General features: G+C 61.5%; 24 protein-coding genes and 1 tRNA gene. 18 read left to right on the top strand and 7 right to left on the bottom strand.

Annotated elements, in window-relative coordinates:
* The first annotated feature begins 1 nt into the window (after position 1).
* The 16 genes from A3OO_RS0111150 to A3OO_RS0111240 all read left to right on the top strand — a co-directional run bounded on the left by A3OO_RS0111150 (position 2) and on the right by A3OO_RS0111240 (position 13,599).
* Positions 2–2,356: a phage tail length tape measure family protein gene (locus A3OO_RS0111150; RefSeq protein WP_020561383.1), complete on the top strand. Its 2,355-nt coding sequence runs from the start codon at positions 2–4 to the stop codon at positions 2,354–2,356.
* 2 nt (positions 2,357–2,358) lie between these two features.
* Positions 2,359–3,033, top strand: a complete 675-nt coding sequence (locus A3OO_RS0111155) for a hypothetical protein (RefSeq protein WP_018407931.1) — start codon at positions 2,359–2,361, stop codon at positions 3,031–3,033.
* Positions 3,030–3,614 (top strand): hypothetical protein, encoded by a 585-nt coding sequence (locus A3OO_RS0111160; protein ID WP_198008790.1) that lies wholly within the window; start codon positions 3,030–3,032, stop codon positions 3,612–3,614. The genes A3OO_RS0111155 and A3OO_RS0111160 overlap by 4 nt, the downstream gene beginning before the upstream one ends.
* A complete protein-coding gene (locus A3OO_RS0111165) occupies positions 3,611–3,976 on the top strand; it encodes a hypothetical protein (protein ID WP_018407933.1) in 366 nt (121 codons plus the stop codon). The genes A3OO_RS0111160 and A3OO_RS0111165 overlap by 4 nt, the downstream gene beginning before the upstream one ends.
* A complete protein-coding gene (locus tag A3OO_RS0111170) occupies positions 3,969–5,930 on the top strand; it encodes a phage tail protein (RefSeq protein WP_018407934.1) in 1,962 nt (653 codons plus the stop codon). Before A3OO_RS0111165 ends, A3OO_RS0111170 begins: the two co-directional genes overlap by 8 nt.
* 14 nt (positions 5,931–5,944) lie before the next feature.
* Positions 5,945–6,787 (top strand): hypothetical protein, encoded by an 843-nt coding sequence (locus A3OO_RS24005; protein ID WP_051080351.1) that lies wholly within the window; start codon positions 5,945–5,947, stop codon positions 6,785–6,787.
* Positions 6,788–6,799: 12 nt separating this feature from the next.
* A complete protein-coding gene (locus tag A3OO_RS0111180; protein WP_018407935.1) occupies positions 6,800–7,144 on the top strand; it encodes a hypothetical protein in 345 nt (114 codons plus the stop codon).
* Positions 7,141–7,482 (top strand): hypothetical protein, encoded by a 342-nt coding sequence (locus A3OO_RS0111185; RefSeq protein WP_018407936.1) that lies wholly within the window; start codon positions 7,141–7,143, stop codon positions 7,480–7,482. The genes A3OO_RS0111180 and A3OO_RS0111185 overlap by 4 nt, the downstream gene beginning before the upstream one ends.
* 13 nt (positions 7,483–7,495) lie before the next feature.
* A complete protein-coding gene (locus A3OO_RS0111190; protein WP_018407937.1) occupies positions 7,496–8,287 on the top strand; it encodes a hypothetical protein in 792 nt (263 codons plus the stop codon).
* 11 nt (positions 8,288–8,298) lie between these two features.
* Positions 8,299–9,411 carry a glycine-rich domain-containing protein gene (locus tag A3OO_RS22615; protein ID WP_198008791.1) on the top strand — a complete coding sequence of 371 codons (1,113 nt, stop codon included), beginning with the start codon at positions 8,299–8,301 and terminating at the stop codon, positions 9,409–9,411.
* An 88-nt stretch (positions 9,412–9,499) separates the two neighbouring features.
* Positions 9,500–9,742, top strand: a complete 243-nt coding sequence (locus A3OO_RS0111200; protein WP_018407938.1) for a hypothetical protein — start codon at positions 9,500–9,502, stop codon at positions 9,740–9,742.
* 185 nt (positions 9,743–9,927) lie between these two features.
* Positions 9,928–10,851, top strand: a complete 924-nt coding sequence (locus A3OO_RS22620; RefSeq protein WP_083909755.1) for a lysozyme — start codon at positions 9,928–9,930, stop codon at positions 10,849–10,851.
* 138 nt (positions 10,852–10,989) lie between these two features.
* Positions 10,990–11,454 (top strand): hypothetical protein, encoded by a 465-nt coding sequence (locus A3OO_RS22625; RefSeq protein WP_018407942.1) that lies wholly within the window; start codon positions 10,990–10,992, stop codon positions 11,452–11,454.
* A complete protein-coding gene (lysC, locus tag A3OO_RS24900) occupies positions 11,381–11,794 on the top strand; it encodes an Rz1-like lysis system protein LysC (RefSeq protein ID WP_483414198.1) in 414 nt (137 codons plus the stop codon). The genes A3OO_RS22625 and lysC overlap by 74 nt, the downstream gene beginning before the upstream one ends.
* A complete protein-coding gene (locus tag A3OO_RS0111230; RefSeq protein ID WP_018407944.1) occupies positions 11,791–12,054 on the top strand; it encodes a hypothetical protein in 264 nt (87 codons plus the stop codon). The genes lysC and A3OO_RS0111230 overlap by 4 nt, the downstream gene beginning before the upstream one ends.
* A 282-nt stretch (positions 12,055–12,336) precedes the next feature.
* A complete protein-coding gene (locus A3OO_RS0111240; RefSeq protein WP_040573418.1) occupies positions 12,337–13,599 on the top strand; it encodes a DNA methyltransferase in 1,263 nt (420 codons plus the stop codon).
* Here A3OO_RS0111240 and A3OO_RS0111245 read toward each other — a convergent pair.
* From A3OO_RS0111245 to A3OO_RS0111280, 7 genes are all read right to left on the bottom strand, one after another.
* Complete coding sequence (locus A3OO_RS0111245; protein WP_156824802.1) at positions 13,591–16,107, bottom strand: RAD55 family ATPase; 2,517 nt, start codon at positions 16,105–16,107, stop codon at positions 13,591–13,593. The genes A3OO_RS0111240 and A3OO_RS0111245 overlap by 9 nt on opposite strands.
* Before the next feature lie 5 nt (positions 16,108–16,112).
* Positions 16,113–16,928: a hypothetical protein gene (locus tag A3OO_RS0111250; RefSeq protein ID WP_018407948.1), complete on the bottom strand. Its 816-nt coding sequence runs from the start codon at positions 16,926–16,928 to the stop codon at positions 16,113–16,115.
* 1,318 nt (positions 16,929–18,246) lie between these two features.
* Positions 18,247–18,323 (bottom strand) — tRNA-Pro (locus A3OO_RS0111260).
* A gap of 74 nt (positions 18,324–18,397) precedes the next feature.
* Positions 18,398–18,913 carry a dihydrofolate reductase gene (locus A3OO_RS0111265; RefSeq protein ID WP_018407950.1) on the bottom strand — a complete coding sequence of 172 codons (516 nt, stop codon included), beginning with the start codon at positions 18,911–18,913 and terminating at the stop codon, positions 18,398–18,400.
* Positions 18,914–18,919: 6 nt separating this feature from the next.
* Positions 18,920–19,723 (bottom strand): thymidylate synthase, encoded by an 804-nt coding sequence (locus A3OO_RS0111270; protein WP_018407951.1) that lies wholly within the window; start codon positions 19,721–19,723, stop codon positions 18,920–18,922.
* 88 nt (positions 19,724–19,811) lie between these two features.
* Entirely contained in the window at positions 19,812–20,234 is a 423-nt protein-coding gene (locus A3OO_RS0111275) for a type II toxin-antitoxin system VapC family toxin (protein ID WP_018407952.1), read from the bottom strand.
* Positions 20,231–20,527, bottom strand: coding sequence for a type II toxin-antitoxin system Phd/YefM family antitoxin (locus tag A3OO_RS0111280; RefSeq protein WP_018407953.1), 297 nt, complete (start codon positions 20,525–20,527; stop codon positions 20,231–20,233). Before A3OO_RS0111280 ends, A3OO_RS0111275 begins: the two co-directional genes overlap by 4 nt.
* 141 nt (positions 20,528–20,668) lie before the next feature.
* Between A3OO_RS0111280 and A3OO_RS0111285 the strand changes: the two genes are divergently transcribed.
* Both A3OO_RS0111285 and hrpB read left to right on the top strand, forming a co-directional pair.
* Positions 20,669–21,655 (top strand): Tim44 domain-containing protein, encoded by a 987-nt coding sequence (locus tag A3OO_RS0111285; protein WP_018407954.1) that lies wholly within the window; start codon positions 20,669–20,671, stop codon positions 21,653–21,655.
* 152 nt (positions 21,656–21,807) lie between these two features.
* The gene (gene hrpB, locus A3OO_RS0111290; RefSeq protein ID WP_026222899.1) at positions 21,808–24,384 is read left to right on the top strand and encodes an ATP-dependent helicase HrpB; all 2,577 of its coding nucleotides are present in this window, start codon (positions 21,808–21,810) and stop codon (positions 24,382–24,384) included.
* The last annotated feature ends 96 nt before the right edge of the window (positions 24,385–24,480 follow it).

Here is a 24,480-nt window from a genome sequence, read left to right on the forward strand (position 1 = left end):
CATGGCGGTTAAAGCGGCCGTTACGCTGCGCCTCGGAGCGGAGGGCGATGAGAAGATCCGCGAGGCTTTGCGCCAGATCGGCCAGGCGGGCAATGACGCCTTCGCCGGGCTCTCGCGCGAGGCCAAGGAAGCGGCGCGATCCTTCGATCGGCTCGAAAAGAGCCTCGACGTAACGGCGCGATCGTCGACGCAGGTGGCGCGCGCCTATGTGTCGGCGAACAACGCCGTCGCCGCTGGCGTTCGCACGCAAGCGGACGCCCAGCGCGTCGTCGATCTCGCCGTCGAGCGGCACCGGCGACTCGCCGGCGTCATGACAGACAATGCGAAGGCGACGGGCCTCGCGCGTCACGAGTGGATCAATCTCTCCCGGCAGTTCCAGGACGTCGGCGTCTCGCTCGCCGGCGGCGCGTCGCCGACGCTTGTCCTGCTGCAGCAAGGTTCGCAAATCGCCGATATTTTCTCCTCGAGCGGCGCTGGCGCCGGCGCGGCGCTACGCTCCTTCGGCGCGACGGCCGTGCGGGCGCTGTTCTCGCCGATTGGAGCCGCGACCGCCTTGGCGGCGGCGATCGCTGGGGTCGGCTATGAGGCGGGGGCCGCACAGGAAAAGCTCGCAAAGCTCGGAGAACAGTCGCGGCTGACCGGGCTTCCTGCCGATATTCTGCAGGGCGCGAAGACGGTCGGCGCCGGCGCCGGTCTCGACGAAAAGGCAGCGCTCGGCGCATTCAGTAACGCCGCAAAGGAGTTCCAGGCCTACGGGCGCAACGAGGGCGCCGTCAAAGGCGAGCTGGAGAAGATCGACAAGGGCTTTCTCAGCGTCGTCGATCGCGCGCGCAGCGCCGGCGAGTTCATCGACATCCTCAACGAGAAGATCCGCAGCCTGCCGACGGCGCAGGCCGAGCAGCTCGCCAGAGCGCTCTATCAGGACGAAGGCGGGGCGAAGCTCGTCGACGCGATCAGGCGCGGCGAAGTCTCGATGCGATCACTCATGGAAGCGTCCGGCTCGACAGGCAATAGCCTCAATCAGGCGGCCGGCGCGGCGGACGACATGCAAAAGAGAATCGCGCAAGCGGCGCAAGAGGCTGACAACAAGCTTCTCAACGCGTTCAAGAACATCAAGAGCCCCACCGACGACATCAAGCTCGGCTGGTATGGCGTCGTCGGCGCCATGGCCGACGCCGTCGAGAAGTCGGAACGTCTCCAGCGCGCCTTGCACGCGATGACGAGCTGGAGCGCGCTCTTCAAGGAGATCGGCGCGGCATATGACAAGGTCGACAGGATGTTTGGCGCGCGTCCTGTCGTCAGACTGGAAGACGAGAATCGCGCGGCGCCCGCACCGGCGAACGCCTTTCAGTTCAGCGATACGTTCTACGCCGATAAGCGTCGACTGCTCCCTCAGCTCGTAAATGCGCCGGTCGGCGACACGCGCAAGCTCTTTGCGACGACCGGCGGCCGCAAGGGCAAATCCGACGCCGAGCGCTCGGCCGAAAATTTTTCGGACATCGAGAGCGATCTTCAAAGCAAGATCGCACTTGCGTCAGTCGCCGCGGAAGGCGCCGAACACGACAAGATCGCATTCAAGATCAAAATCGAGAATGAGCAGCGGCGGATCGGCGTCGGCGCGACGCAGGAACAAAAGGACCGCGTCGCCGAGCTCGTGACGCAGCTCGACGCCGCCGAGCGCGCGCAAAAGGAAGCGACCAGGGCCGCGGAGGCCTGGCGCGATTCGCTGCGCGAAGTCGGCGACATTGCGCGCGAAGCCTTCTCGTCGCTCGCCAATGATCTGCGCAACAGCAAGAGCGCCGGCGACGCCTTCAAGAGCGTTCTCGACCAGATCGAGCGCAAGGTCATCGATATCGCGGCGCGCAGCCTGACGGACTCGCTGTTCGGCAAGAGCGGCGACAAGTCGTCGGCCGGCGGGCTTCTCGGCTCTCTCTTCGGCTCGGGCGCCGACGTCCTCGGCGGCCTGCTCGGCGGCGGCAAGAGCGGCCTCTTCGACGGCGCGTTCAAGTTCGCGTTCCCCGGCTTCCCCGATGGCGGCCGGGTCGGCGCGCCGCCGCGCCATCTCTTCAGCGCGCCGATCTCCGCCTTCCGCGGCGCGCCGCACTTCGCCGACGGCGGCGCGGTCCCGGCTTTCCTGCACGCCGGCGAGATCGTCCTCAACGCCGCGCAGCAGAAAAATGTCGCGGGTCAGATCGGCGGCGCGACCAAGGTGATCGTCCAGAACTTCGCGCCAGGCGTCGATATCGCCCAGCAAATGACGCCGGAAGGCGTGGTGCTGACCGTTCAGAGCATGCTCAAGGATTTCAGCCGGCAGATCCCCGGCATTCTCGCCGATCAGCGCAACCGCGCGAACTAGCGATGCGGGATCCTCTCGTCTCGAAATGGCCGGAAAATACGATTCCGGTCCGCCATGTGACGCTGGTCAAGGAACGCGCCGTCTCCAGCGGCCCGCAGCCGCTCGTGGGACGGCCGCAGACCGTCGTCTCTCCCGCAGCCGGCTGGCGCCTGGTCTACACCGGCGTGCTCGTGCGTCCGTTCAATGTCCATGCGCTGCGCGCGCTGATGGCGAAGATCGAAGGGCGCGCGCAGCCGATCTTTGTCGGGCCCTATGATTACGCCTATGGGCCGGTAAAGCGCGCCGGCGCAACAAACCCGATCACGTCGACATTCTCCGATCTGACGATCTTTTCGGACGGAACGCGCTGGGAGACCTCGATCTACGATTGCACGCTCGCGGCCGACGCCGCGCAGGGCGCGACGCAGATCAGCATTACGAACTCGGTCACGGCGCCTCTAAAGGGCGGCGACTATTTCGAGCTCGACGGGCGACTTCACGTCATCGAAGAGCTTTCCGGTCCCCTCGCGCTCATCTGGCCAGGCCTACGCGCCGACTATCCGAGCGGGACCGTCCTCGAGATCGCCGACCCGCGCATGACAGCCTATCTCGAGACAAAGGACGCCGCCGCCGCGGCGCAGATGCAATATGGCCGCTGGGGTGAGACGACGCTCGAATTCGTCGAGGCCGGCTGGTGATGGCGGTCGCAGCCGGGTCAGGATCGCTCGTCTTCAGCGACGCCGCGCAGCTCGTTCTCGCCGGTCAGCGCGTCGGGGCGACGCTCGGCGTCAAAATGGAACTGGCGAGCGAGACGCTCAATCTATGGCTCGGGAACGGGCGCGTTCGCTCGAACGACGGCCAGGAATGGGAAGGACTTGGCCGGCTCGGCGGCATATCCGGTCTTGAGTTCGGCGCCCTCGCGGCGACGCAGCCAATCACGCTCACGCTTTCCGGTCTGGACGCCGGCCTCGCCAACACCGCGCGCGAGCAAAATTCACAGATGCGCGGGCGCCGCGTGAGCGTCTTTGCGCTGCTGTTCGATCAAAGCATGCAGCCGATCGACTTGCCGTATCTGTGCATGCTGGCGACGATCGACCACGCCAGCATGAAGCGCTCCGGCGACGCATATGTTCTCGAAGTCGTGGCGGAGCCGATCTTCAACACCAAGCACATCCCGTCGCTGAATCTGGTGACGGACGCCGACCAGCAGTCGCGCTACCCAGGCGACCGCATCTTTGAGCGAACCGCGTATGTGCATGCGATCTTTTGGGGATCATGACGCCTCTCGAATTTGCCCGCGAGCCTGCATCGAAATGGGAGACATGCGGCGGTTTCGTCGCGCGCTGGCTGGAGGCTACGGGCGTCCGCGCGCGCACTCCGACGACGGCGGAAATCCTCTACAGGTGGCGGATGGACGGTGTTCTCATAGGCGCTGAGAATCAATTCGCGCTCATGGGGCTTGAGCGATGCGACCCGGAGCCGAACTGCGTCGCAGTCGCCGAGCAAGACGGCGACGGGCCGCTTGTCGGCGTGATCGATGATGCTGGGCGTTTCGTGACGCGGGCGTTCGGATCGGTAGCATTGAAACGAGAGCCGCGTATTCTAGCGGCGTGGCGCATTCCGGGCGCGCCGCATGTCTAAGGTCGTCAAGGGCGTTGGGAAGATCGGCGGTTCGCTACTCGGGATCGCCTCGCTCATTCCCGGGCCGCAGCAGCCGTTTCTCGCGGCTGGCGCAGTCGGACTTGGTCTTCTTGGTGGGGTCGGCGGCGGCGGGAAAAAAGGCGGCAATCAGCAGCTTGAGGCGCTGCAATTTATCGCACAACTTATGCAGCGCCCGCCGCCGCTTTCGCAGACCGTGCGGGGCGGGACGGCCCCGCGCATTCTGTCATTTGGACGCGTGAACTCAGCCGGCGTCAGCTTCTTACGCGAGAACACGCCGAGCAAGCTGATCTACATCGAGGGGATTTACCTTTGCGATGGGCCATTCAGTGGTCTCGACGCGATTATTTGCGATGACGAGCTCGTCCCGCTTTCCAATGCTTCATTCAGCGCGACGGCGCCGATTTTATATCCAACCGCCGGCATCAAAAGCACCGGCGGATTTGGCATCGGCTATATCGTTGTCGAGATCGTCAACGGGACGCCCCAGGGGAAGCTCTCGGAATTGATCGGTGGCCCCGCGAGTTATCTTGTGTCTAACAGCGGATCTGATTGGCCGCCGTTCTGGGATGAGACGCACCTCGGCAAGGGATGCTCAATTCTCTACACGATATCCTACCGAGTCCCGTCCTCTGGACCGGGAGAGAGGTTGACCGTTTACCCAAATGGGTTTCCTGAATTCCGGATCATCTATCGCGGCGCCCGCGTCTATGATCCGCGCGACCCCGGCCAGACGTTCAGCGAATCAGGTTTCGACATCTACAACGAAACATGGAAGTTTTCGGAAAACCCCGCGCTCTGCGCCGCGCATTATGTCAATTGGCTGATCCTGCAAAACCTCACCGCCATTAGCGGGATAAATTGGGAAACGATCAAAGAAGCCGCGAACGACTGCGATAGACTCGCGCCGATCAGCCGAAACGGGTTCAACGCCGGGACCCAGAGCTATGAGCCATTCGCGCGCATTTCGGCGCTGATCACGCTCGATATGGAGCCGCGGGACGTTCTCAAGAAATTCATGGAAAGCTGCGACGGCGACTGGGGGATAGACCAGAATGGCCGTTTCACCATGTGGATCAACAAATGGGTTGATCCGATTGTCGTTTTCGACGGGCGCGACATTGGAGACTTCGTTGAGGAGTTTGGCGCGCCCTCGAATGAGCAGGTCAATTATATGCACGTCTCCTATATGGAGGCACGGCAGGGCGGCAACCGCGTCGAGACGGCGATATACCGTGATCGCAGATCGGAAGATGAGATCGGCCGGCGCACCGGCGCTGTCGTGTTCGATTGGGTCACATCGCCTGATCAAGCTTATCGTCTCGCCGCGCGACAGGTAAAGCGCAACGCGCGCAAGCGGCGGCTGTCGGTCTCTCTCGGGGCGCGCGCGATGACGGCGCTGCAACAGCGCGTCGTCGGCATAAATGCGCCAGAAGTTGGATTGATCGGGACGTTCCGTGTCGACTCGCTCGCGCCGGCGGATGCGACGTTGGCGAATTGGCAAGCGGAGCTAACCGAGGTCAGCGAAGATCAGTTTTCGGATGAGGCAATCCCGGCCGATCCAATCATGGGCCTGTCGATCGTCAATCAGCCGGCGATTGGGACGCCAACAGTAATGATCGCCTCGGCAATCTCGACCGGCCCCAACGTCGGCGTCGCGCAACTATCGCTTGACGCCAATATGAACCCGCCATTTCAGGCCAGCCCGGATATCAACGCAGCGGCGCTACGCAGCGATCCGAGTTTGCAGCTCGACGGTCGCTATTCGACAGATGGCGGCGCGACATGGACAAATTTCAACGTGCTGCTGTCGGCGCTGATCATGCAGACGGCGGAGCTTTTGAGCGGAACGGTCGTCACGATGCAGGCGCGCTTTGTTTCTCCGGCCGGCGCAGTCGGCTCCTATTCGTCGTCCGTCACGGCGACCATCCCCTAACTGAAAGGCTCATAATGGGCGCTGTCGCTTCAGCCTTTACAGCCGCGTTCGTCGATGCATCGAACGTCGTCAAGTCGACGGTGCGTGCGCTAGGCTCGACGATCGAAACCTATGTCGCCGCGCCGCGCACGCATAACGCAAACGCTGCGGCAAATCCGACGTCGGCGCCGACCGGCTATGTGCGACGTGCGATCGGGGCCAATGGCGCGGATGCAGGCGATGCGATCGACGCCTTCGGGGGCGTGCCAACGGGCTGGCTGCGCCGCGCCAATGGAACCGGCGGGACCCCGACGGCGATTTCGAACGGCGATATCGTCGGACAATGGAACTTCGCAGGCTGGTATACAAGCGGCGGACCTGCCTATGCGACGGGCGCGAGCATCCGCGCCGAGGCGACGCAAAATTGGACGTCGACGGCGCAAGGCTCGAAGCTCGTCTTCTCGGTCGCCGCGAATGGTTCGGCGACGCTCGTCGACAAATGGACGCTCGATCAGGACGGTTCGCTCAAGGGCGTCGGGGCGTTCGGCTATGCGACCGGCGCCGGCGGGACGGTGACGCAGCTCACGTCGAAATCGACCGGCGTCACGCTCCATAAGCTCTGCGGGCAAATCACGATGAACGCCGCGGCGCTCGGTTCGCTCGGGATCGCCTCCTTCGTGCTGACCAACAGTTTCATCGAGGCCGGCGACAATCTCATCCTCAATCATGTCGGAGGCGGCGCGAACTTCGGCGCCTACAGGCTCAACGGCAGATGTGTCGCCGGCTCGGCGACGATCGACGTCATGAACAGCACTGGGGGCCTGTTGGCGGAAGCGATCGTGATCCGCTTCACGGTGATCAAGGGCGTTACGGCTTAGGGGAAGAGCTCGATGTCCGCAGCGCTCAATATCGTCGCCGGCGACACGGTCAGCTATAGCGGCGTCGTCATCTTGCCGGCCGGCACATGGTCGGCGCACTGCGTCGCCGCTCTCGACGACGAAGCGTTCGAACTCGACGTAGCGCTGGGCCTCGTCGGCCCTTCGCAAGAAAACGGCAAGTTCGATTGGGCGATCGTGCTCAGCGCGCCGGCCTCGCGCACGGCCGGCTGGAACACAGTCGGCGGCGCGAAGAAAGCCGCCGTCGCTCGCATCCGCTTCGCCGACGATTCGCCGACGCCGGTCGTCACGACGAGCGCGCCGTTCAGCGTCGCGATTTCCGGCGCGCCGCCCGCATGAGCTGCGTCAAGATCGCGCTCAGGAACGATCTGGAGGTCTCGGCCATCGAGTTCCGGTCAAACGCTTGCGCCTTCAGCGTTCCGCCGCTTCCGGAGCCGGCGGCGATCGTTCTTGCTGAGATGCTGCGCGGACCGCCGGGACCGATCGGCGGCTATACGCATGTCCAATTGTCGGCGAGCGCCGCATGGACGATCAACCACAATCTCGGCGTGAAGCCGACGATCTCGCTCTATTCGGTCGGCGGCGTCGAGTTCGAAGGCCAGATCACGCACGTCACCGACAATCAGGCCGTCATCAACCTTGCGACTTCGATCGCCGGGTTCGCGCGCTGCAGCTAATTGGGGGCTAGGGATGTCCAGGCAGGTTCTCACCGATCTCGACTTCAACAATGTCGCGAAGCTGCTCAATCTCCCGGACCCGACGGCCGCGCAGCATGCGGCGACGAAAGCCTATGTCGATAGCGCCGTCGAGGGCCTCGCCTGGAAGGACAGCGTCCGCGTCGCGACGCAGTCGAACCTCAATTTGGCGTCGCCCGGCGCGTCTATCGATGGCATCTCTCTTTCGGCCGGCGATCGCGTGCTCGTGCGCGCGCAATCGACGCCGGCCGAGAACGGCATCTACATCTGGAACGGCGCGGCGACGCCGGCGACGCGCGCGCCCGACTGCAGTACGGCGGCGGAGCTCGAACAAGCCGTCACCACCGTCGAAGAGGGCACGAGCGCCGGCGCGAGCTACCGGCAGACGGCGGTCAACTTCACGCTGGGCTCAGGCGTCGTGTCCTGGTCGGCGTTCGGCACCGCGGCCGGCGCCGCGTCGGAATCCTCGGCGGGCGTCGCCGAGATCGCCACGCAGAGCGAAGCGGATTCGGGCGTGGATGACGCGCGCTTCGTCACGCCCTTAAAGCTCGCCAATTGGTCTGGCCGAAAGCTCAAATATGCGACCGACGTCGGCGACGGTTCGGCGACGCAATACACGATCACGCACAACTTCAATACGCGCGACGTTCAGGTCGAGATCTACCGAAACTCGGGCAATTACGACAGCGTCATCGTCGACGTCGAGCGCACCAGCGTCAACGCGGTGAGATTGACCTTTGCGAGCGCGCCGAGTTCGAACCAGTTCCGGGTCGTCGTTCTCGCCTGATGTCGAGCGAAATGCTTCTCTCGCGGCAGCTCGACTGGCGCGAGCCGGATTGGCGCGGGCGCCGGCGCGTCGTCACGCGCAGCGAGGCGCTTCGCTTCGTCGATCGTTTCGCGCAGCTCGTCGTCATCGAGGAGAAACGCGACTTCGGCTGGAGCCGCTGGGTCTTCGTATTACTGCGCGCCTTCGGCGAGCCGGACGTTCAACACGTTCCGGTTTTCGCGCAGGACTTCCTCACCGCCTCTCCCGGCTCAAATCAGACCTATACGTCCGATCCGACCTGGAATAACGCCGCCAACTCGATCGAGACGGTCGCCGGCGGCGGAAGCGGCGGCTCCGCCAATCATTTTCTGAGCGCGCGTTTCGCCGGCGGCGGCTCCGGCGGCGCCTGGAACAAGATCAATAATTTCTCCTTCGCTTCGCCCGGAACGACGACGGCGGCCTACCGCATTGGCGCCGCCGGCGCGAGCGTCACGCCCGGCCTCTTCGCGAACCTCGCCGGCAACGCCGGCGGCGACACCTGGTTCAATGGCGCAAACCTCGCAGGTGCGAGCGTCGCGTCGAAAGCCGGCGCCGGCGGTCCTGCGTCGAACACGGTCAACAATCAGAGCGGCGCCGCCGGCGGATCTGGAGCGGCGGGCGTCGGCTCGCTCTCGAACAATGGCGGCAACGGGGGAAGCTCCGGGGCGAGCGCCAGCGGCAGAGTCGCGACGGGCGGCGGCGGGGCGGCCGGCCCGAACGGCGCGGGGAGCAATGGCGTCCAGGGCAATAGTTCGAACGCGAAGACGAATGGCGGCGCCGGCGACAATGGCTCCGGCGGTTCGGCCGGCGTCGCCGATGGCGGCGCAGGCGCCGACGGTTCGGAATGGGGGGCCGGCAAGGGGTCCGGGGGCGGCGGCGCTGGCGGCGGCACAGCGGGAGGGGCCGCAGGGAACTATGGCGCTGGCGGCGGCGCCGTCGCCACGACGAGCTTCGGGACGAGCGGCGCAGGCGCGCAAGGGATCATCGTTCTGACTTGGACGCCGGGCGTTGCGGCCATCTACATCGGCGCCGCCGGGCAATCGACCGTCTATCTCGCGGCGAGCGCCGTCTCCTCGATGTATCTCGGCGACAAGTCGCTGTTCTGAGTTATCGCGCTGCCTCGAGCGTCGTTCGCGACGCCAGCAATCCGCCGCCGGGCGGTCTCCCGGCACTTTCCCCAACAGGACGAACGCCATGACCAGAGACGAACAGGCTGCGCGCGATCTCATCGTCGACATGCGGCAGATGCTGCTCACGATGCACGAAGCGAATAGCGCGAAGGATCGCGAGATCGCGGCGCTCAAGCATGATCTCGAAAACTTTCAGACGCAGATGGTCGACGCAAGCCTCGGACAGTTCGTCGACGAGGGCCGCCAATGGCTCGACGCCTATCGCGCCGCCGTGCAGACGGCGTCGGCCGACCAGCAGCAGTCCTGATCCGTCGCTCGATGAGCCGGAGACGCGCATGTTCCGCGTCGCCATTTCGACCGTCGCCGCGATGCTGATCGCGGCGGCGTTTCTCTGCTGGCGATACTGAATGCGCGAGCATCTCTTCGCGCCGCCGGCAAGCGCTCTCCTGCTGCTTCCTGACAAGCGCCGCATCTTCCGAAAAGGAAAACTGAATGACCGCTCTTAGAATGAGCGCGGACGGCCGCGCCAGGCTGATGCAACGCGAGGGCGTAAGAACGCGCGCCTATCGCGACTCGAAAGGCGTCTGGACGATCGGCGTCGGCCACACGGCGAATGCGGGGGCCCCGATCCCGAAGCCTGGCATGGTGATTACGCGCCAGGAGGTCGACGAGCATCTTTCGCGCGATCTCGTCAAATACGAGAATATCGTCAATCGCAATGTGCGCGTTCCTCTGACGCAGGGTCAGTTCGATTCGCTCGTCTCGATCTGCTTCAACGTCGAGACGGCGCTTTTGCCAAAATCAACGATCGTAAAGCGCCTCAACAAGGGCGACTATCGCGGCGCCGCCAACGCGATCATGCTCTACAACAAGCCGCCGGAGATCATCGGCCGCCGCGAAAGCGAGCAGCAGCAGTTCATCAGGGCGACCTATGCGCTAATCGCGCAGGAGAAGCGCGACGCCGGCGAAGGCCAGGTCGTAAGACTGACGGCTAAGGATCTCCGCAATGCGGGATCGCGAACCATGAGCGGCGCCGACGAAGTCCAGACCGGCGTCGTCGGCGGCGGCATCTCCGCCGTCGGCGCGCTCGGCGTCGCCTCTCAGGTCAGGGACGTGGCCAGCTCAGTCTCGGAGACCGTCGCGACGGCCGCCGATTCCGTCACCTCCGCGCATAGCTTCCTGGGCTGGCTCTCCCACGACTGGAAAACCATCGCGATCATCGTCCTTTCGGCGCTCGTCGTGTTCTTCCTCTGGTGGACCATCCGAGGCGCCCGTCGCGTCGTTCACGCGAAGGTCGACGGCACGAACGAAGCCCTCGATCTCGGGCCCGGCGACTATGCCTGGGGCGACGAAGAGGCGGGCGGCGGCGCCTACGCAGACCAGTTCGAACCAGAGACCGCAGCCGAACAGGCTTAGCGCCTGAGCGATCCCGAAATCCAAAACAAGGAGGTTTCCGATGTGCGGAGGCGTTTATCCGCGGCCGTTGCTGCGCTTCTGGGCCGGCGTGGCCCTTTGCCTGTTTCTGCTCTGGAAGCTCGTGGAGATCTTGGCGCGATGATCAAGAACCTAGTGCTTCTTAAAATCGCGGCGCCCTTCGTCGAGCTCTTCCAGTTCATCGGCGATCATCGTTACAGCGCGCTCGCCGCCCTGGCGCTCACTGGCGCGGTCGCCGCGCGGAATGTGCCCATCGCTGGCGCGGCGCTCTCGAAAGCGCTCTTCGCCCTCGCGATCGGCTTCGCTTGTTTCGATGGGGGCTACTCCTATCGCGCGGCGATCGATCGCGAAGCATGGAACCAAGCCGAGGCCGCGCGCCTCGCGGTCGAACTCGCCGAACACGCCAGGCGAGAGGCAGCGATCGCCAAAGCGCGCAACGCCGCTGGCGCCGAAGCGCGCGCGCAAGCCGCGCTCGAAGCCGATCGAGAGAAAATCCTAAAGGAGTCCGACCATGCGTCGCGCGAAAACGATCGCAGTGCCTGTCTTCCTGCTTCTAGCGTCATGCGCCTCAACAGGATCAGGTAGCCCGCAGCCAAAGGAACTGGCGACTCCGGCGGCGCAGCCTCCGGGTCTGCTGGAAAAGGCCTGTGCGCGGCCAGCGCGGCTCCCTGGCAAGGCAATAACCGCCGGCGAGGTGGAAAGACGCTGGGGGCGCGATCGCGCTTCCCTGGTCGCCTGCGCCGGCCGTCACATGGCGCTTGCCGCCTGGCGCAGGAATCGCGATGCGGGGCTCGCCGGCGAGGCGCTGCCTGAACCGCCGAAAGAGGCGGAAGAGCCGACGCGCGCCGCGCCGGCGGCTTCCGCATTTCGCAACCCGCTCGCCGCGCTGTTCCGCCCTGACGATTCCCAGCGAGAAGAGAGATGATCGATATTGATTATACGATCTCGCTCGGCGCGATCCTAAACACGATCGTCATCGCGGCTGGCGGGTTGATGACGCTTGGCGCGCTTCGCTTCCAGCTCAAATCGCTTGACGCGCGTCTCGCCGATCTGGAGGGCGAAGCCAAGAAACAGACTGACATTCTTACTACACTGGCGCGCCAGGATGCGCGTCTCGATGGCTTGGACACGCGCTTCAATGACCTCATCGCTCGGTTAGGCCGAAATCCTGAATGCCATTTGTGATGCGATGGATCCCTTGCTGGTTGCTTCGCTGGGAGTCGTTCTGCTCGTCATCAAGGTGATCGTTTTTCGGTTTAGCTCGATTGGCGCCCGCGATCTTTCTGCGCTGCTCTGAATAGAGCGGCTCATAACCCCGTCGACTCGCCGCCGACGAGTTTTTTTGTTGCTAACGTGACGCGCTCAGGACTCGCGCCGCTCGGGCTTCGTCTTTCCCGAAGCAGCGGTTATGATCCATTGGCTCATTCAGTGTGAGTCTTCGGGATCACAGCGGATACGAAAATTTCGATGACGCCTTTCCAAGCCTGGACCGGCAACCGGACCGTAAAAACGTTAGGAACCAACGCCGGTACGCCGGAGCTTTCATTCCAATCATGGAAGCGCTTCAAGGAGGCTTTCGCTCCAGAGGTCATTGAGCGGGCGGTTCGCGAAACACCTGGAAAAGTGGAGTATTGCTTGGATCCTTTCGCCGGATCTGGGACCACTGGTCTGGCTTGCCAGTTTCTGGGCATTGATCCCTTTCTCTATGAAATAAATCCCTATCTCTGTGATTTAATAAAGGCGAAGCTATCTTCGTATAAGAATTCCGTCTTAAAGAGTTCGCTTGATAAGGTCCTTGATGAAAAAACAAAATTATCGGCAGCGGAAGTAAGAGCATATTTTAAATATGCTCCAAAAACTTTTCTTCCGAATTCTGAAGTTGACAGTTATGTTTTCCCGATGGATGTCGCGAAAGAGCTTGTCAGTTTAAACCTATCTATCAATAATTTGAGGCCAGGCCTTAGGGCATTTTTTCGGGCAATACTTGGTTCTGTTTGCGTTGACGTTAGTAATGTCACTATTAGTGGTAAGGGACGCAGGTACAGACGGAACTGGCGGGAACGACAATTAGATGCCAGCGAGGTAGGAGAGATTTATCAAGCTGCAGTTTTGACTGCGATTTCAGATGTAGATCACTTAGGTGACTTAAAACACGGTAGATTCAAATTGTTCAGAGGCTCTTGTGTGACATCAATGACTACGTTACCCTATATAGATCTTTGCGTTTTTTCCCCACCCTACCCAAACTCATTCGACTATACTGATGTGTACAATGTTGAGCTATGGACGCTCGGGTATCTGCGTTCGAAGCATCAAAGTGATCGCTTAAGGCGCTCAACCTTTCCGTCTCATGTGCAGTTGAAGAGGACTTATGAACCTGCTCCCAATGGTTCACGATTGCTGGCGGAGGCTCTCATGTCATTGCAGGAAAAGCGTGACATTCTCTGGCATCGGGATATTCCTGCGATGGTTGGCTCCTATTTTGCGCAGATGGACAGTCTCCTTCGTGAAGTCGCGCGCCACCTCAGGAAGCGTGGTAGAGTGTACATGATTGTTGGCAACAGCCAGTATTCAGGAGTTATCATTGAGACTGGAAAAATAATTTACGAACTGTCCCGCAATTTGCCGCTTGATTTGCAGTACGTCGAGAGCTGCCGTTCTATGCGTACCTCGCCCCAGCAGGGGGGCAATCCATCCCTGGCGGAAAACCTACTTGTCTTTTCAAAGTAATCTGGTCCTCCTTTGTTCAACATACATTTTTTCTCTATTCCAGAAGTGCTCTGACCGACTTACGGACTGGCCGAAAGCCGATATGACTCGAATTTCGTAATTCGGAGCCTCGTCCTTAGTTTGCTTAGCCGAAACATCGAGATAAAAATCAGCTGAGTTAACAAGCGCTTGTAGCAAAGGCGCAATTCTATTATTCGCGATCCTGACGTCTAGCTGCAGAGATGGATCCTCTTCCATTCCGTGAACTGTAAAGTGCGTATGGGTCGCAACTACCGTAACTCCAACAACGCGCAGCATTTCGAACAATGTTGGCCAGAGCATCTTTGCCTCTTCTAACCTAGGAAATTGAAGAAAGACGTTGTGCAGCCCGTCGATAAGGATGCCCTCAAATTTCGCTCCCTGTAATTCAGCTGATACAATCTTAGTCATTACCTTACTAAGAAATACCTCGGGAGCTAAAAATCCCGGGTAGAATGAGACTACATCAACCCTTGGATCGGCGGTCCTTTCATATAGAGCGTCATGAAACTTGGATTTTTTAATCGATTCAGCTATACTTTGGTAGTATTCATCGGTGTATAGAAACGACACTACAAGAATTCGTCTACTAATTTTTGCTTTTTGATCTGGGTTTTCATCTAAAGGCCGCGGTCTGCCTCCTTGGCCACTTGTAAGAAGGCCTGAAGATAGAAGACGCAGCGCGAACGCGGCTTTGCCTGAGCTCCCGTTTCCTCCCAACAGCACTTGTGAGTGGTTAAATATGCGGACCAATGGTATGGTTACAGCAGTTGCCACGGGAACCGCAGTTTGTAAAAAATCATACCAAACATTCTTGTTGACGCTTTTCCACGAGTACGCGGCATAGGGTTCAAGCTGGGTTGCTATTTGTGGATATATTTTTACACCCTCATCGCGAGAGATATGAAAATGATGTGCGCCGGCAAAGCTTCTCTGCAGACGAGTCTTTTGTAATACAAATTTCCTTCTGGGTTCATCGCTTGAATTATGATCATAATCGTGTTCAAGGGTGACGACGACGTCGACCACGTAGTTCAACTCACGAAGAGCCGGTTCATTAAGATCGGCCGACATGATGACTACTATCGCGCCAAGTTCTCTAAAACTCTCAACAAATGCCCGCATTCTGTTAACTTGATCTTCGCCAGGAAGACTCGGTCGTTTTAGTAGCTCGTGCACGCCGTCAAACACCACTAACAGTGGCACGACCCCAGGTGGCCGATCAGTTGCCGGATCGATATCTTTAGATGTGTATTCCCTTCTCACCGAAGCTATGAACTGCTCTACCACCGCCATATTTTCGTCGGGAGCCCCCGCATCGATATGGTGTGCCTCGAACCAGTCCCGGATTTTCTTGTTAAACGAAACGGTTTTTGCCACGAATGGCGGAATAAGCGTGGTAAGGCGCCTCTCAAGGTCCTCTTTGTCCTCTTCGCAGGACAAGTAACATGTTGACATCCCTAAGGGGGCACAGGACGCTGCAAGGGCCAGCGCGAAAGACGTCTTTCCGCAGCCTGACGAGCCTGACACGCGCACTACTGTCCCGCGCCTCGTCGATGTTCTCAAGCCGCCATCGAAAATCGCCGCTGCCCCCGGCAGAGCAAGGGGTACCCCATCAAGTTGGTTTATGATTTCGGAGGGGGCGGGCATCCTGGTCAATTCGGGAACAAACCGAAACTCGTAAGAACTATTGCCCGGCAACAAAGTTGCTGCAGAGATAAATGCATCGACCCCCATAACGGGTTTCTCGTGAGCGCGCTGCGATTTGTATTCTGCCGAACTCGGAGCCGTGGTGATCACGGCCAAGCCCTTGGACGCAAGCAGGTGGCCGACGATAAAATCCGTGGGGTCCGTGATTGGGAATGTGTCTACTTTCCGGCGGTAAGCAGCAGCTTTAGCAAGGGAATTCCCGATTTTTTCTAGTTGCAGATGGTGCCGAAGGATTTCGAAGAGGTCGGTTCCACCAGTAGTCGGTTTTGAGGCTGCTGCGAGCTGCATTGCATCGGCGAAAATATGAGCCCTGATCAGGGCGTGCGCGTAGGCTTCGCTTGACGGGTAGTCTGGAGACGTCAGCATCTGGCGAAGGAAATACAAAGGAGATGGCAGGTAACGACGAGGGCGGTTTCCAGCTCCTCCCAGTTCGTCACTTCGTGTTCGTCGCGGGACCGCTGCGGCACTCTCGAATTGCTCACGCATGACGAGGTACGGCCGGGTGATCCTTTCCTGGTCAGCTAGCTGGGCGTGTCCCATATGCCTAGCAGATGAAAACACACCTGCCGTGATGTGCGGATCAATTCTGGTGGGCAACCGTGAGAGCGGTGCGAAATGATCATTTACTTTGGCGATAAAATCATGACTCTGCCAGGAATCCGGAGGTGTTTCGAGGAATTCTTTCGCCGCCGCGAACCAACATGACCAAAGGACTTGACTCGCTTTCTCGAAGGGAACTGCTAGGAGGAAATCGCTGGGAGATAGAGGGCGTTTGATCACAATTATCACGCCACTATCTGAGCAGGACAACAATTCCTCTGCTGTCGGAATTGTGCTTGCTTTAAGATTGCACGTTGGACGGGCCCGCCCAACCTAAAAGTCGCAACTTTTCGCGCCTCGGAACTCTCTTCCGGCGCTCTTGGGCTATCTTCGTGCATCGCGTTTCGAATATTCACTCCCGAGTAGGCTTCAATCGCGATCGCTAGAGATTTTCTTTCGTCATCGGCCTGAATAGCGCCTAGAATTTTCTTCATCCCGAGCACAAAGTGCTCGTTTCCGAGAGCTTTCATAAGATCCGGAATTCTCTTTCTTACTTCACTCCATGCAAGCCCGTGGTATTGAATGGCGTCTATGTATAAGCTCGTGAGTTCGCGGGGAGCGCCGACGAGCGCGACTCTTGCAAGATCTAACCACAACCCTGGAGCTTGTGTTTTCAGGCCTTCTTCCTTACTCAAGCTCTTGATCGTTAACAGTCCTCCTAGATCCACAATGGTTCGTAGAATCCAGTAACGGGCCATCGGATCTGATGCAATTGTTGTATCATCAAGCAGCTTTTCAAGTGCCTCAGATAACGGCGGCGAATGTAGGTCCGTTTGCTTCGCGATAGCCCTGATCGCTCTCCAGGGATTCGGATCGCTTAGTGCAAGCCCTGGCACGATGGACAGCAGGGCTTCTTCAAGAGTGCCTAGAACGGGCTCTCCTTGTCGGCGTAGCTCGCCTATCAGTAAATCAAGAGTCGTAAAATCGTATCGATCGAGGGTACTCGTTCCCTGATCCGCTATGACATCAACAAGCCGGTTTCTAAATTCGGTATAACTCATAGCACTCACTCGGCGGGTTCAAACATAACTATTGGCAGCCGGAGGTCTCCAAAGGTAGGGGGAGCTACCACGACCTCTCGCAAGCCTCCCTGATTTTTGCATGGGTCTGGTCGTGACTCCAATGGCTTTGTCTCGCCCAGCGGTTCCCAAAGGTCCGCCAACCAGTCAAAATCGCAATCGAAAGCAGTTGGTCGGTAAGCTACTATTCCGGCCTCCGCAGCGCCAAAACTGATGCCTATGCAGGGAATCTTGGAAATCGTTAACCACGGGAGGCCAAGTCTCCATGGCAAACACTCCGGCGATGCAAAAAGATCAGTTCCACCCTCATCCCGACGGAACAACCAAGACGGAGGGCGACCCAATCGACAGTCAGGATTGTGTCGCTCGGACACTACCTCACTCTCGAACCAGATGCGCGCCTCCTCTCGCTGCCGAGCTGTTCCATTGCCAGACAAGTGGTCTAGGCGCTCTTCGATGGCCTCAATGTCCTGACCCGTTAGCGCTTGGAGCTGCTCTGCCGTTCGCCTGAAGGAGCGAACGTTTCCCAATGTCTCATCATCAGTTAGCTCAATCACCGGGCCTGAGAAGCGATTGCGTGCACTAAAATCAGCGAAAGCCGAAGCAACGTCCTCAAGGCGTGTCAGCGATTCGCACTGGTTTAGGAAAGCGGTCGTTAAGACTTCTGGAGCAGAGTGAGCTTCTAATTTGATATAAACGTGATCAGGAAGAATGTTGGGGCGCTGCGGTATTGGCATTTTCCCTCGTGCTAATTTGCTCGCTTGGCCATCCGCTTCCCTCAGCGAATCGCACGCTAAACGATATATTCCGCCGCTCTTTGAGTGCAAATTTCAGGAGATTAATCTAGGCAGGCACCGCGGGATACTGCGCAATTATGCGCGCCTTTTGATGAAGGACCAGGCGTCCGCGCGTTTGTTTGGGAATTGCGGCGCTGTACGCGGCCCATGCGACCTCAACATTATCCGCGGCAGCGACCACACGTGACGCTCCAACGTCGTCGATCGACGTCACGGTGAAGTTTAGGGCCCGCGTTGCCTGATGATCAAGCGAACTTGCGTAGCCCTCCAACGCCATCGCGAGGAACATCGCCGTGTCGGTTCAAACCAGGTTGGCCGATATCGGCGCGAAATCTCTCCCGCGAGCCAGCGGGCATATTCGGCGGTGTTTTGGGGGATGCGGCGTCCGCTCGACATGGGAACAAAAAAAGAACATGCGTCATGCGCGGTCAAGCCGGCATTCGCTTCAGTGGCCATTTCAGTGGCCGCCGAAGACACCAAACTTGCTAAGCCATTGGGAACATTGGTCGGAGTGAGAGGATTCGAACCTCCGACCCCCTCGTCCCGAACGAGGTGCGCTACCAGGCTGCGCTACACTCCGACAGAAATGGCCGAAGCCGCTTCGGGCCGGTTTATAGCCACAGCAGGATTGCGCCGCAACTGGTTTCGGGCGCTTTAGGGACGGACCCGCTCAAGCGTGACAAAAGCGAAGTCCGCTTCGTCCTTGGCGCCGCGCGGCGGCGCTTCGCGCGCGATCTCGCGCCAGTCCTTGGGGTCGAGCGGGGGAAAATGCGCGTCGCCCGCGATTTCGAGCCCGACCTCGGTCAGTTCGATGACGTCGGTGAGGTCGAGAAAGACGCGATAGATTTCCTCGCCGCCCGCGATGATGATCTCGTCGGCGCCGAGCAAACCGGCCAGCCGTCGCGCCGTCGCCAGAGCCTCCTGGGGACTCGCCGCGACATGCGCGCCTTCGGCCCTGAAATGAGGATCGCGCGTCAGCACGACGCTTTCGCGCCCCGGCAGCGGCCGTCCAATCGATTCGAAGGTGCGCCGTCCCATGATCATCGGCTTGCCCCAGGTGCGCGCCTTGTAGCGCTTGAGATCGCTTGAAAGGCGCCAGGGGAGGCCGTTGGCGACGCCAATCACGCCATTGCGACCGCGCGCCACGACAGCGACGATTTTGGGCTCCATCGTCGCCTACACCGCGATCGGCGCGGCGATCGCCGGCCAGGAGTCATAATTCTCGACGTTCACGTCTTCGTATCTGAAGTCGAAGAGTGAGCGCACCGACGGATTGAGTTTCAGGCGGGGCAGGGGTTTTGGCTCGCGTGAGAGCTGAAGCCGCGCCTGCTCGACATGATTCAAATAGAGATGCACGTCGCCGAAGCTGTGCACAAAATCGCCCGGAACACAGTCCGTGACCTGCGCGACCATATGCGTCAGCAGCGCATAGCTCGCGATGTTGAAAGGCACGCCGAGGAAGACGTCGGCCGAACGCTGGTAGAGCTGGCAGGAAAGCCGCTTTTCGCCGCCGACCTCAGCGACATGAAACTGGAACAGGCAGTGGCAGGGCGGCAGCGCCATCTCGTCGACCTGGGCTGGATTCCACGCGGAGACGATCAGCCGGCGCGAGAAGGGATTGCGCTTGATCTCCTCGACGACATGGGCGAGCTGGTCGATATCCCTGTCGCCGTCGGGCCAGCGCCGCCATTGCATGCCGTAGATCGGACCAAGGTCGCCGTCTTCATTCGCCCATTCGTCCCAGATGGTGACGCCATTGTCGCGCAGATATTTGACGTTGGTGTCGCCCTGCAAAAACCAAAGCAGTTCGTGAATGACCGATTTCAGATGCACGCGCTTGGTCGTGACCAGCGGGAAGCCTTGCGACAGGTCGAAACGCATCTGATGGCCGAACAGCGACAGCGTTCCGACGCCGGTGCGATCGTCCTTGCGCACGCCTTCGCGCAGGACCTTATCCAGAAGGTCGAGATATTGACGCATGTTGAGGGTTTAATCTCTTGTTTGGCCGAAGGTTGCGACGCTCACTCCATAGTCCCCGCGCTCCATTCCAACCAAAGGGCGTCCGCGTTCATTGCCACGGATTGATAACCGGCGCGCGCGCTTTCTCGAAATCGCCAGTATCTCGCGTCACGACCGTCAAGCCGTGGAGAAGAGCTGTGGCGGCGATGATGAGGTCCGGCTGGGAGAAAGTATATCGCGTCTTGCGCCCTTCTTCGACGAGCAGGCGCCATTTCAACATGACATCCTCGCTAACCGGCAGCGTCCTTTGTGTAAACAGCGGCCGCACCTTGAGCGTGAGCCAGTCGTGCAATTCGGCCCGTCTCGAAGGGTCGGCGATAAGCTCAATTCCAAAGCGGATCTCCGCAAAAGTGACCGCGCTGACATAGAGCCGATCGAGCGGCTGCGCCGCTACGAATGCGACGACCTTTGCATTGGGCCTCGGACGACGCAGTTCCGAAAGCACATTGGTGTCGAGCAGCCATCCGCTCACAATTCGATCCCGCGCACGGGCATCGCTTCCCGTTTGGGCTCAATGTCGATGTCGCGCGCGGGCGACGCCTGCATCGCGGCGATCAACGAGTCCCCCGTGCGCTCTCCCTCGAGCCGACGAAATTCCTCGGCCGAAACGACGACCACGGCGTCGCGTCCGTGAACAGTCACATGCTGAGGCCCTTCGCTGCGGACGCGCCGCACCAGTTCGCTGAAGCGCGCCTTGGCGTCTTGAAGGACCCACCGACCCGGTGAAGTCGGCTCCTTTTGGGTTGATTTTGAAAATCTAGTCATACTGACTAGTTTAGCGTGATGGGATGGCTGCGCAAGATGCGGACTACGATCTTGCGGCCAAGCCTTTGCGTGCACCCCCCGGCGTTCCTATATATGCGCGGTTAGGGGAGACTGTTTCCCCGCAATTTCGAGGATACAAACATGTCGCGTTTCTTCGCCCTTAAGCGTGGATCGCTGATTTCTCTTGCGCTTGCGACGCTACTGGCGCTCGCGCCCGCCATCGCCGAAGCGCGTATGGGCGGCGGCGGCAGCTTTGGCAGCCGCGGCTCGCGCAGCTGGTCGGCCCCGCCGTCGACCCGCACCATGCCGGGCCAGGCCTCGCCCTTCGAGCGCAGCGTCACGCCGCGCTCTATCCCGGGCGCGGCCGGGCCGATATCGCAGCAAGGCGCTTTTGGCGGCGCTTTCGGTCGCGGCATGCTCGGCGGTCTCGCCGGCGGCCTGCTCGGCGCCGGCCTCTTCGGCCTGTTGACGGGCCATGGCCTCTTCGGCGGCATGATGGGGTTCATGTCGATCATCGGCCTGCTGTTGCAGATCGGGCTGATTGTCTTCCTGGCCCGCATGGCTTTCAATTGGTGGACGCGTCGCAATGCGAACGCCATGGCTGGGGCGGGTCACCGTCCGAGCCCGGGCTTTGCCTCGCCCTTCACGGCGCGCGCGCCTTTCGGCGCGGCGGGCTTCGGCTCCGGCGCTTCTCCGGAAGCGGCGATGGCGAAGCCGATCAAGATTGCGCCCGAGGACTTCAACGCCTTCGAACGGCTGCTCGGCGAATCGCAGGCCGCCTATAGCCGCGAGGATCTTGGCGCGCTGCGCGGCATGTCGACGCCGGAAATGGCCTCCTATTTCGACGACGAATTGGAGGAGAACCGCCGCAAGGGCGTCATCAACCGCGTCTCTGACGTGAAGCTGCTGCAAGGCGACTTGTCGGAGGCGTGGCGCGAAGGCGTCGACGAATACGCCACCGTCGCCATGCGCTTCGCGCTCAATGACGTGATCGAGGATCGCGCCACCGGCAAGCCAGCGCCCGGTTCGCCCGGGCCGACGGAGACGTCCGAGGCCTGGACTTTCCGCCGACCGGCGGGCGCCGGGCCGCAGGAGTGGAAGCTCTCGGCGATTCAGCAGGCCGCGTAAGTTCAGCATTGGGCTGCAATCTTTTGCCCCTCCCGCAAGGGAGGGGCTTTTTTATTGCCGGTCCGGCGCGGCGCGGCGTCTTGACCCTTTGAGCGGCGTCCGCAATGTGCGTCGCGCTACGGAATTTGGAACTTTTGAAGCGCGCGCCTCCGATGCTGCATGATCTTTCTGCGCTGCCGATCGACGATGTGCTGCCGGCGATCCGCGCGGCGCTTGAGGCGTCGTGCAACCTTGTCGTCGTCGCCCCGCCCGGCGCCGGCAAAACCACGCGCGCGCCGCTCGCGCTGCTCGGCGCCGACTGGGCGAAGGGCGGCAAGCTCATTCTGTTGGAGCCGCGACGTCTCGCCGCCCGCGCGGCGGCGAGCCGCATGGCGGCGACGCTTGGCGAGACCGTTGGCGAAACGATCGGCCTGCGGATGCGCCTCGAATCGAAAATCTCGGGGCGAACGCGCATCGAGGTCGTCACCGAGGGTGTGTTTGCGCGGATGATCCTCGACGATGCGGGGCTCGAGGGCGTGGCCGGCGTGCTGTTCGACGAATATCACGAACGCTCGCTCGACGCGGATCTCGGCCTCGCGCTGGCGCTCGACGCCCAGGCAGGACTGCGGGAGGATCTGCGGCTCATCGCCATGTCGGCGACGCTCGACGGCGCGCGCGTCGCTGCGCTGATGGGCGCCAAGACGATCGAGAGCCAGGGGCGCGCATTTGGCGTCGAGACGCGTTATCTCGGCCGCGACGCTGGTGCGCGCATCGACGAGGCGATGACGCGCGCGATCCTTCTGGCGCTACGCGAGGAGCGAGGTTCGATCCTCGCGTTTCTGCCGGGGCAGGGGGAGATCGCGCGCGTCGCCTCACGCCTCGCCGAGTCGCGCCTGCCGGACGACATCGACGTCGCACCGCTCTATGGCGCGCTCGATCGTGGCGATCAGGACTTGGCCATCGCGCCGGCGCGGCCTGGACGCCGAAAAATCGTGCTGGCCACGTCGATCGCAGAAACCTCGCTGACGATCGAAGGCGTCCGCATCGTGATCGACAGCGGGCTGGCGCGTGTGCAGCGCTTCGAGCCGGATCTCGGATTGTCGCGGCTCGAGACCGTGCGCGCCGCGCGCGCCAGCGTCGATCAGCGCCGCGGCCGCGCCGGCCGAACCGAGCCTGGCGTCTGCTATCGCCTGTGGGACGAGCCGCAGACGGCGGCGCTCCCGGCCTTCGCCGCGCCCGAAATTCTCGACGCCGATCTCTCCGGCCTTGCCCTTGATCTCGCGGCCTGGGGGGTGAGCGATCCGGGGCGACTCAAATGGCTCGATCCGCCGCCGGCGCCCGCCTGGAAGGAAGCCGTTGCGCTCGACCGCGAACTCGGCGCGCTCGACGACGGTCGGCTTACCGACATGGGCCGCGCCATGCGGGCGCTGCCGCTTGCGCCCAGATTGGCGCGAATGGTGGTCGAGGCGGCGGGTCACGGCGAGGCGAAGCGCGCCGCCGAACTCGCCATGCTGCTCTCGGAGCGCGGGATCGGCGGCTCGGACGCCGACCTTTCGCATCGGCTCGAGCGCGTGCGGAGCGAAAACGCCAAACGCGCGCGCGACGCCCTGCGCCTCGCTGCACAATGGGCGCGGCAGGCGATGGCGGCGGCTGCTCGATCGCCCCCACTCCAATCACCCGCTTACGCGGGAGAGGGATCAGATCCGGCGCTTCCCGTCGCGAATCGCCGATCGTTAGCATCCCCTCTCCCGCGGAGCGGGGGAGCGACAGGGAGGGGGCAGTTATCCGACGCCGCGCTGATCGCGCTCGCCTTTCCCGATCGCGTCGCCAAATCACGCGGCGCGCGCGGCGAGTTCCTGATGGCGAATGGTCGCGCCGCTATGTTGCCGGTTGAAGATCCGCTGTCGCGCGCGTCTTTTCTCGCCATCGCGGAAATCACCGGCCGGGCGGCGCAGGCGCGCATCCTTGCCGCTTGCGCGCTCACCGCCGAGGAGGTCGAGGCGATCGCCGGCGAGCGCATCGAGACTCGCGATGAAACCGTTTTTGACCCGGCGAGCGCGAGCCTGCGGCGGCGTGCCTTCCGGCGTCTCGGGGCGATTCGGCTTTCCGAGCGCAATCTGGCGGTCGAGCCGTCTGATCAGAATGCGCGGATCCTTGCGCGCGGCGTGGCCGTGCTTGGCGTCGCGCGCCTGCCATGGACGAAGTCACAGATGCAACGACGCGACCGGGTCGCCTTTCTGCGTCGCGCCGAGGGCGACGAGTGGCCTGATCTTTCCGACGCCGCTCTGGCCGCAAGCGCCGAAGAGTGGCTTGCGCCGTTCATTGAGGGGCGCACGTCGCTCGCGGATATTGCGACCGACGACCTCGAGGCCGCGCTCGCTCAGCTTCTCCCCTATGAGTTGTCGCGCAGGCTTGATGCGGAAGCGCCGGCTCATTTCGAGACGCCCGCCGGCGCGCGTCACGCGCTCGATTATTCCACCGAGAACGGACCGATCCTCGCGGTGCGGGTGCAGGAGCTTTACGGCCTTTCAACTCATCCGACTCTTGCGCGCGGCCGCGCGCCCTTAACGCTGGAACTGCTGTCGCCGGCGCATCGGCCGATCCAGACGACGCGCGATCTTCCGAGCTTTTGGAAAGGCTCCTGGAGCGAGGTGAAGAAGGAAATGAGAGGGCGCTACCCGCGCCATCTCTGGCCGGACGATCCGGCGGCTGCGCAGCCGACCACACGCGCCAAGCCGCGGGGCTCGTGAGCCCTGCGGATAGTTGAACTGCGATTGACTTTGTCGGACGGGAAAAGCGCCAGTCAAGCTTTTGGCGGGGCGATGATCGCGCAACCTTTGGCAGGT

Source organism: Methylocystis rosea SV97 (assembly GCF_000372845.1).
GTDB lineage: Bacteria > Pseudomonadota > Alphaproteobacteria > Rhizobiales > Beijerinckiaceae > Methylocystis > Methylocystis rosea.

Bases quoted from the DNA above. Each gene is read 5' to 3' on its own strand.
- A3OO_RS0111150 (WP_020561383.1), top strand. From the start codon at position 2: ATGGCGGTTAAAGCGGCCGTTACGCTGCGCCTCGGAGCGGAGGGCGAT.
- A3OO_RS0111240 (WP_040573418.1), top strand. From the start codon at position 12,337: ATGACGCCTTTCCAAGCCTGGACCGGCAACCGGACCGTAAAAACGTTA.
- A3OO_RS0111250 (WP_018407948.1), bottom strand. From the start codon at position 16,928: ATGAGTTATACCGAATTTAGAAACCGGCTTGTTGATGTCATAGCGGAT.
- lysC (WP_483414198.1), top strand. From the start codon at position 11,381: ATGCGTCGCGCGAAAACGATCGCAGTGCCTGTCTTCCTGCTTCTAGCG.
- A3OO_RS0111180 (WP_018407935.1), top strand. From the start codon at position 6,800: ATGTCCGCAGCGCTCAATATCGTCGCCGGCGACACGGTCAGCTATAGC.
- A3OO_RS0111165 (WP_018407933.1), top strand. From the start codon at position 3,611: ATGACGCCTCTCGAATTTGCCCGCGAGCCTGCATCGAAATGGGAGACA.
- A3OO_RS0111285 (WP_018407954.1), top strand. From the start codon at position 20,669: ATGTCGCGTTTCTTCGCCCTTAAGCGTGGATCGCTGATTTCTCTTGCG.
- A3OO_RS22615 (WP_198008791.1), top strand. From the start codon at position 8,299: ATGCTTCTCTCGCGGCAGCTCGACTGGCGCGAGCCGGATTGGCGCGGG.
- A3OO_RS0111155 (WP_018407931.1), top strand. From the start codon at position 2,359: ATGCGGGATCCTCTCGTCTCGAAATGGCCGGAAAATACGATTCCGGTC.
- A3OO_RS0111170 (WP_018407934.1), top strand. From the start codon at position 3,969: ATGTCTAAGGTCGTCAAGGGCGTTGGGAAGATCGGCGGTTCGCTACTC.
- A3OO_RS24005 (WP_051080351.1), top strand. From the start codon at position 5,945: ATGGGCGCTGTCGCTTCAGCCTTTACAGCCGCGTTCGTCGATGCATCG.
- A3OO_RS0111280 (WP_018407953.1), bottom strand. From the start codon at position 20,527: ATGACTAGATTTTCAAAATCAACCCAAAAGGAGCCGACTTCACCGGGT.
- A3OO_RS0111185 (WP_018407936.1), top strand. From the start codon at position 7,141: ATGAGCTGCGTCAAGATCGCGCTCAGGAACGATCTGGAGGTCTCGGCC.
- A3OO_RS0111270 (WP_018407951.1), bottom strand. From the start codon at position 19,723: ATGCGTCAATATCTCGACCTTCTGGATAAGGTCCTGCGCGAAGGCGTG.
- A3OO_RS0111190 (WP_018407937.1), top strand. From the start codon at position 7,496: ATGTCCAGGCAGGTTCTCACCGATCTCGACTTCAACAATGTCGCGAAG.
- A3OO_RS0111200 (WP_018407938.1), top strand. From the start codon at position 9,500: ATGACCAGAGACGAACAGGCTGCGCGCGATCTCATCGTCGACATGCGG.
- A3OO_RS22625 (WP_018407942.1), top strand. From the start codon at position 10,990: ATGATCAAGAACCTAGTGCTTCTTAAAATCGCGGCGCCCTTCGTCGAG.
- A3OO_RS22620 (WP_083909755.1), top strand. From the start codon at position 9,928: ATGACCGCTCTTAGAATGAGCGCGGACGGCCGCGCCAGGCTGATGCAA.
- hrpB (WP_026222899.1), top strand. From the start codon at position 21,808: ATGCTGCATGATCTTTCTGCGCTGCCGATCGACGATGTGCTGCCGGCG.
- A3OO_RS0111265 (WP_018407950.1), bottom strand. From the start codon at position 18,913: ATGGAGCCCAAAATCGTCGCTGTCGTGGCGCGCGGTCGCAATGGCGTG.
- A3OO_RS0111230 (WP_018407944.1), top strand. From the start codon at position 11,791: ATGATCGATATTGATTATACGATCTCGCTCGGCGCGATCCTAAACACG.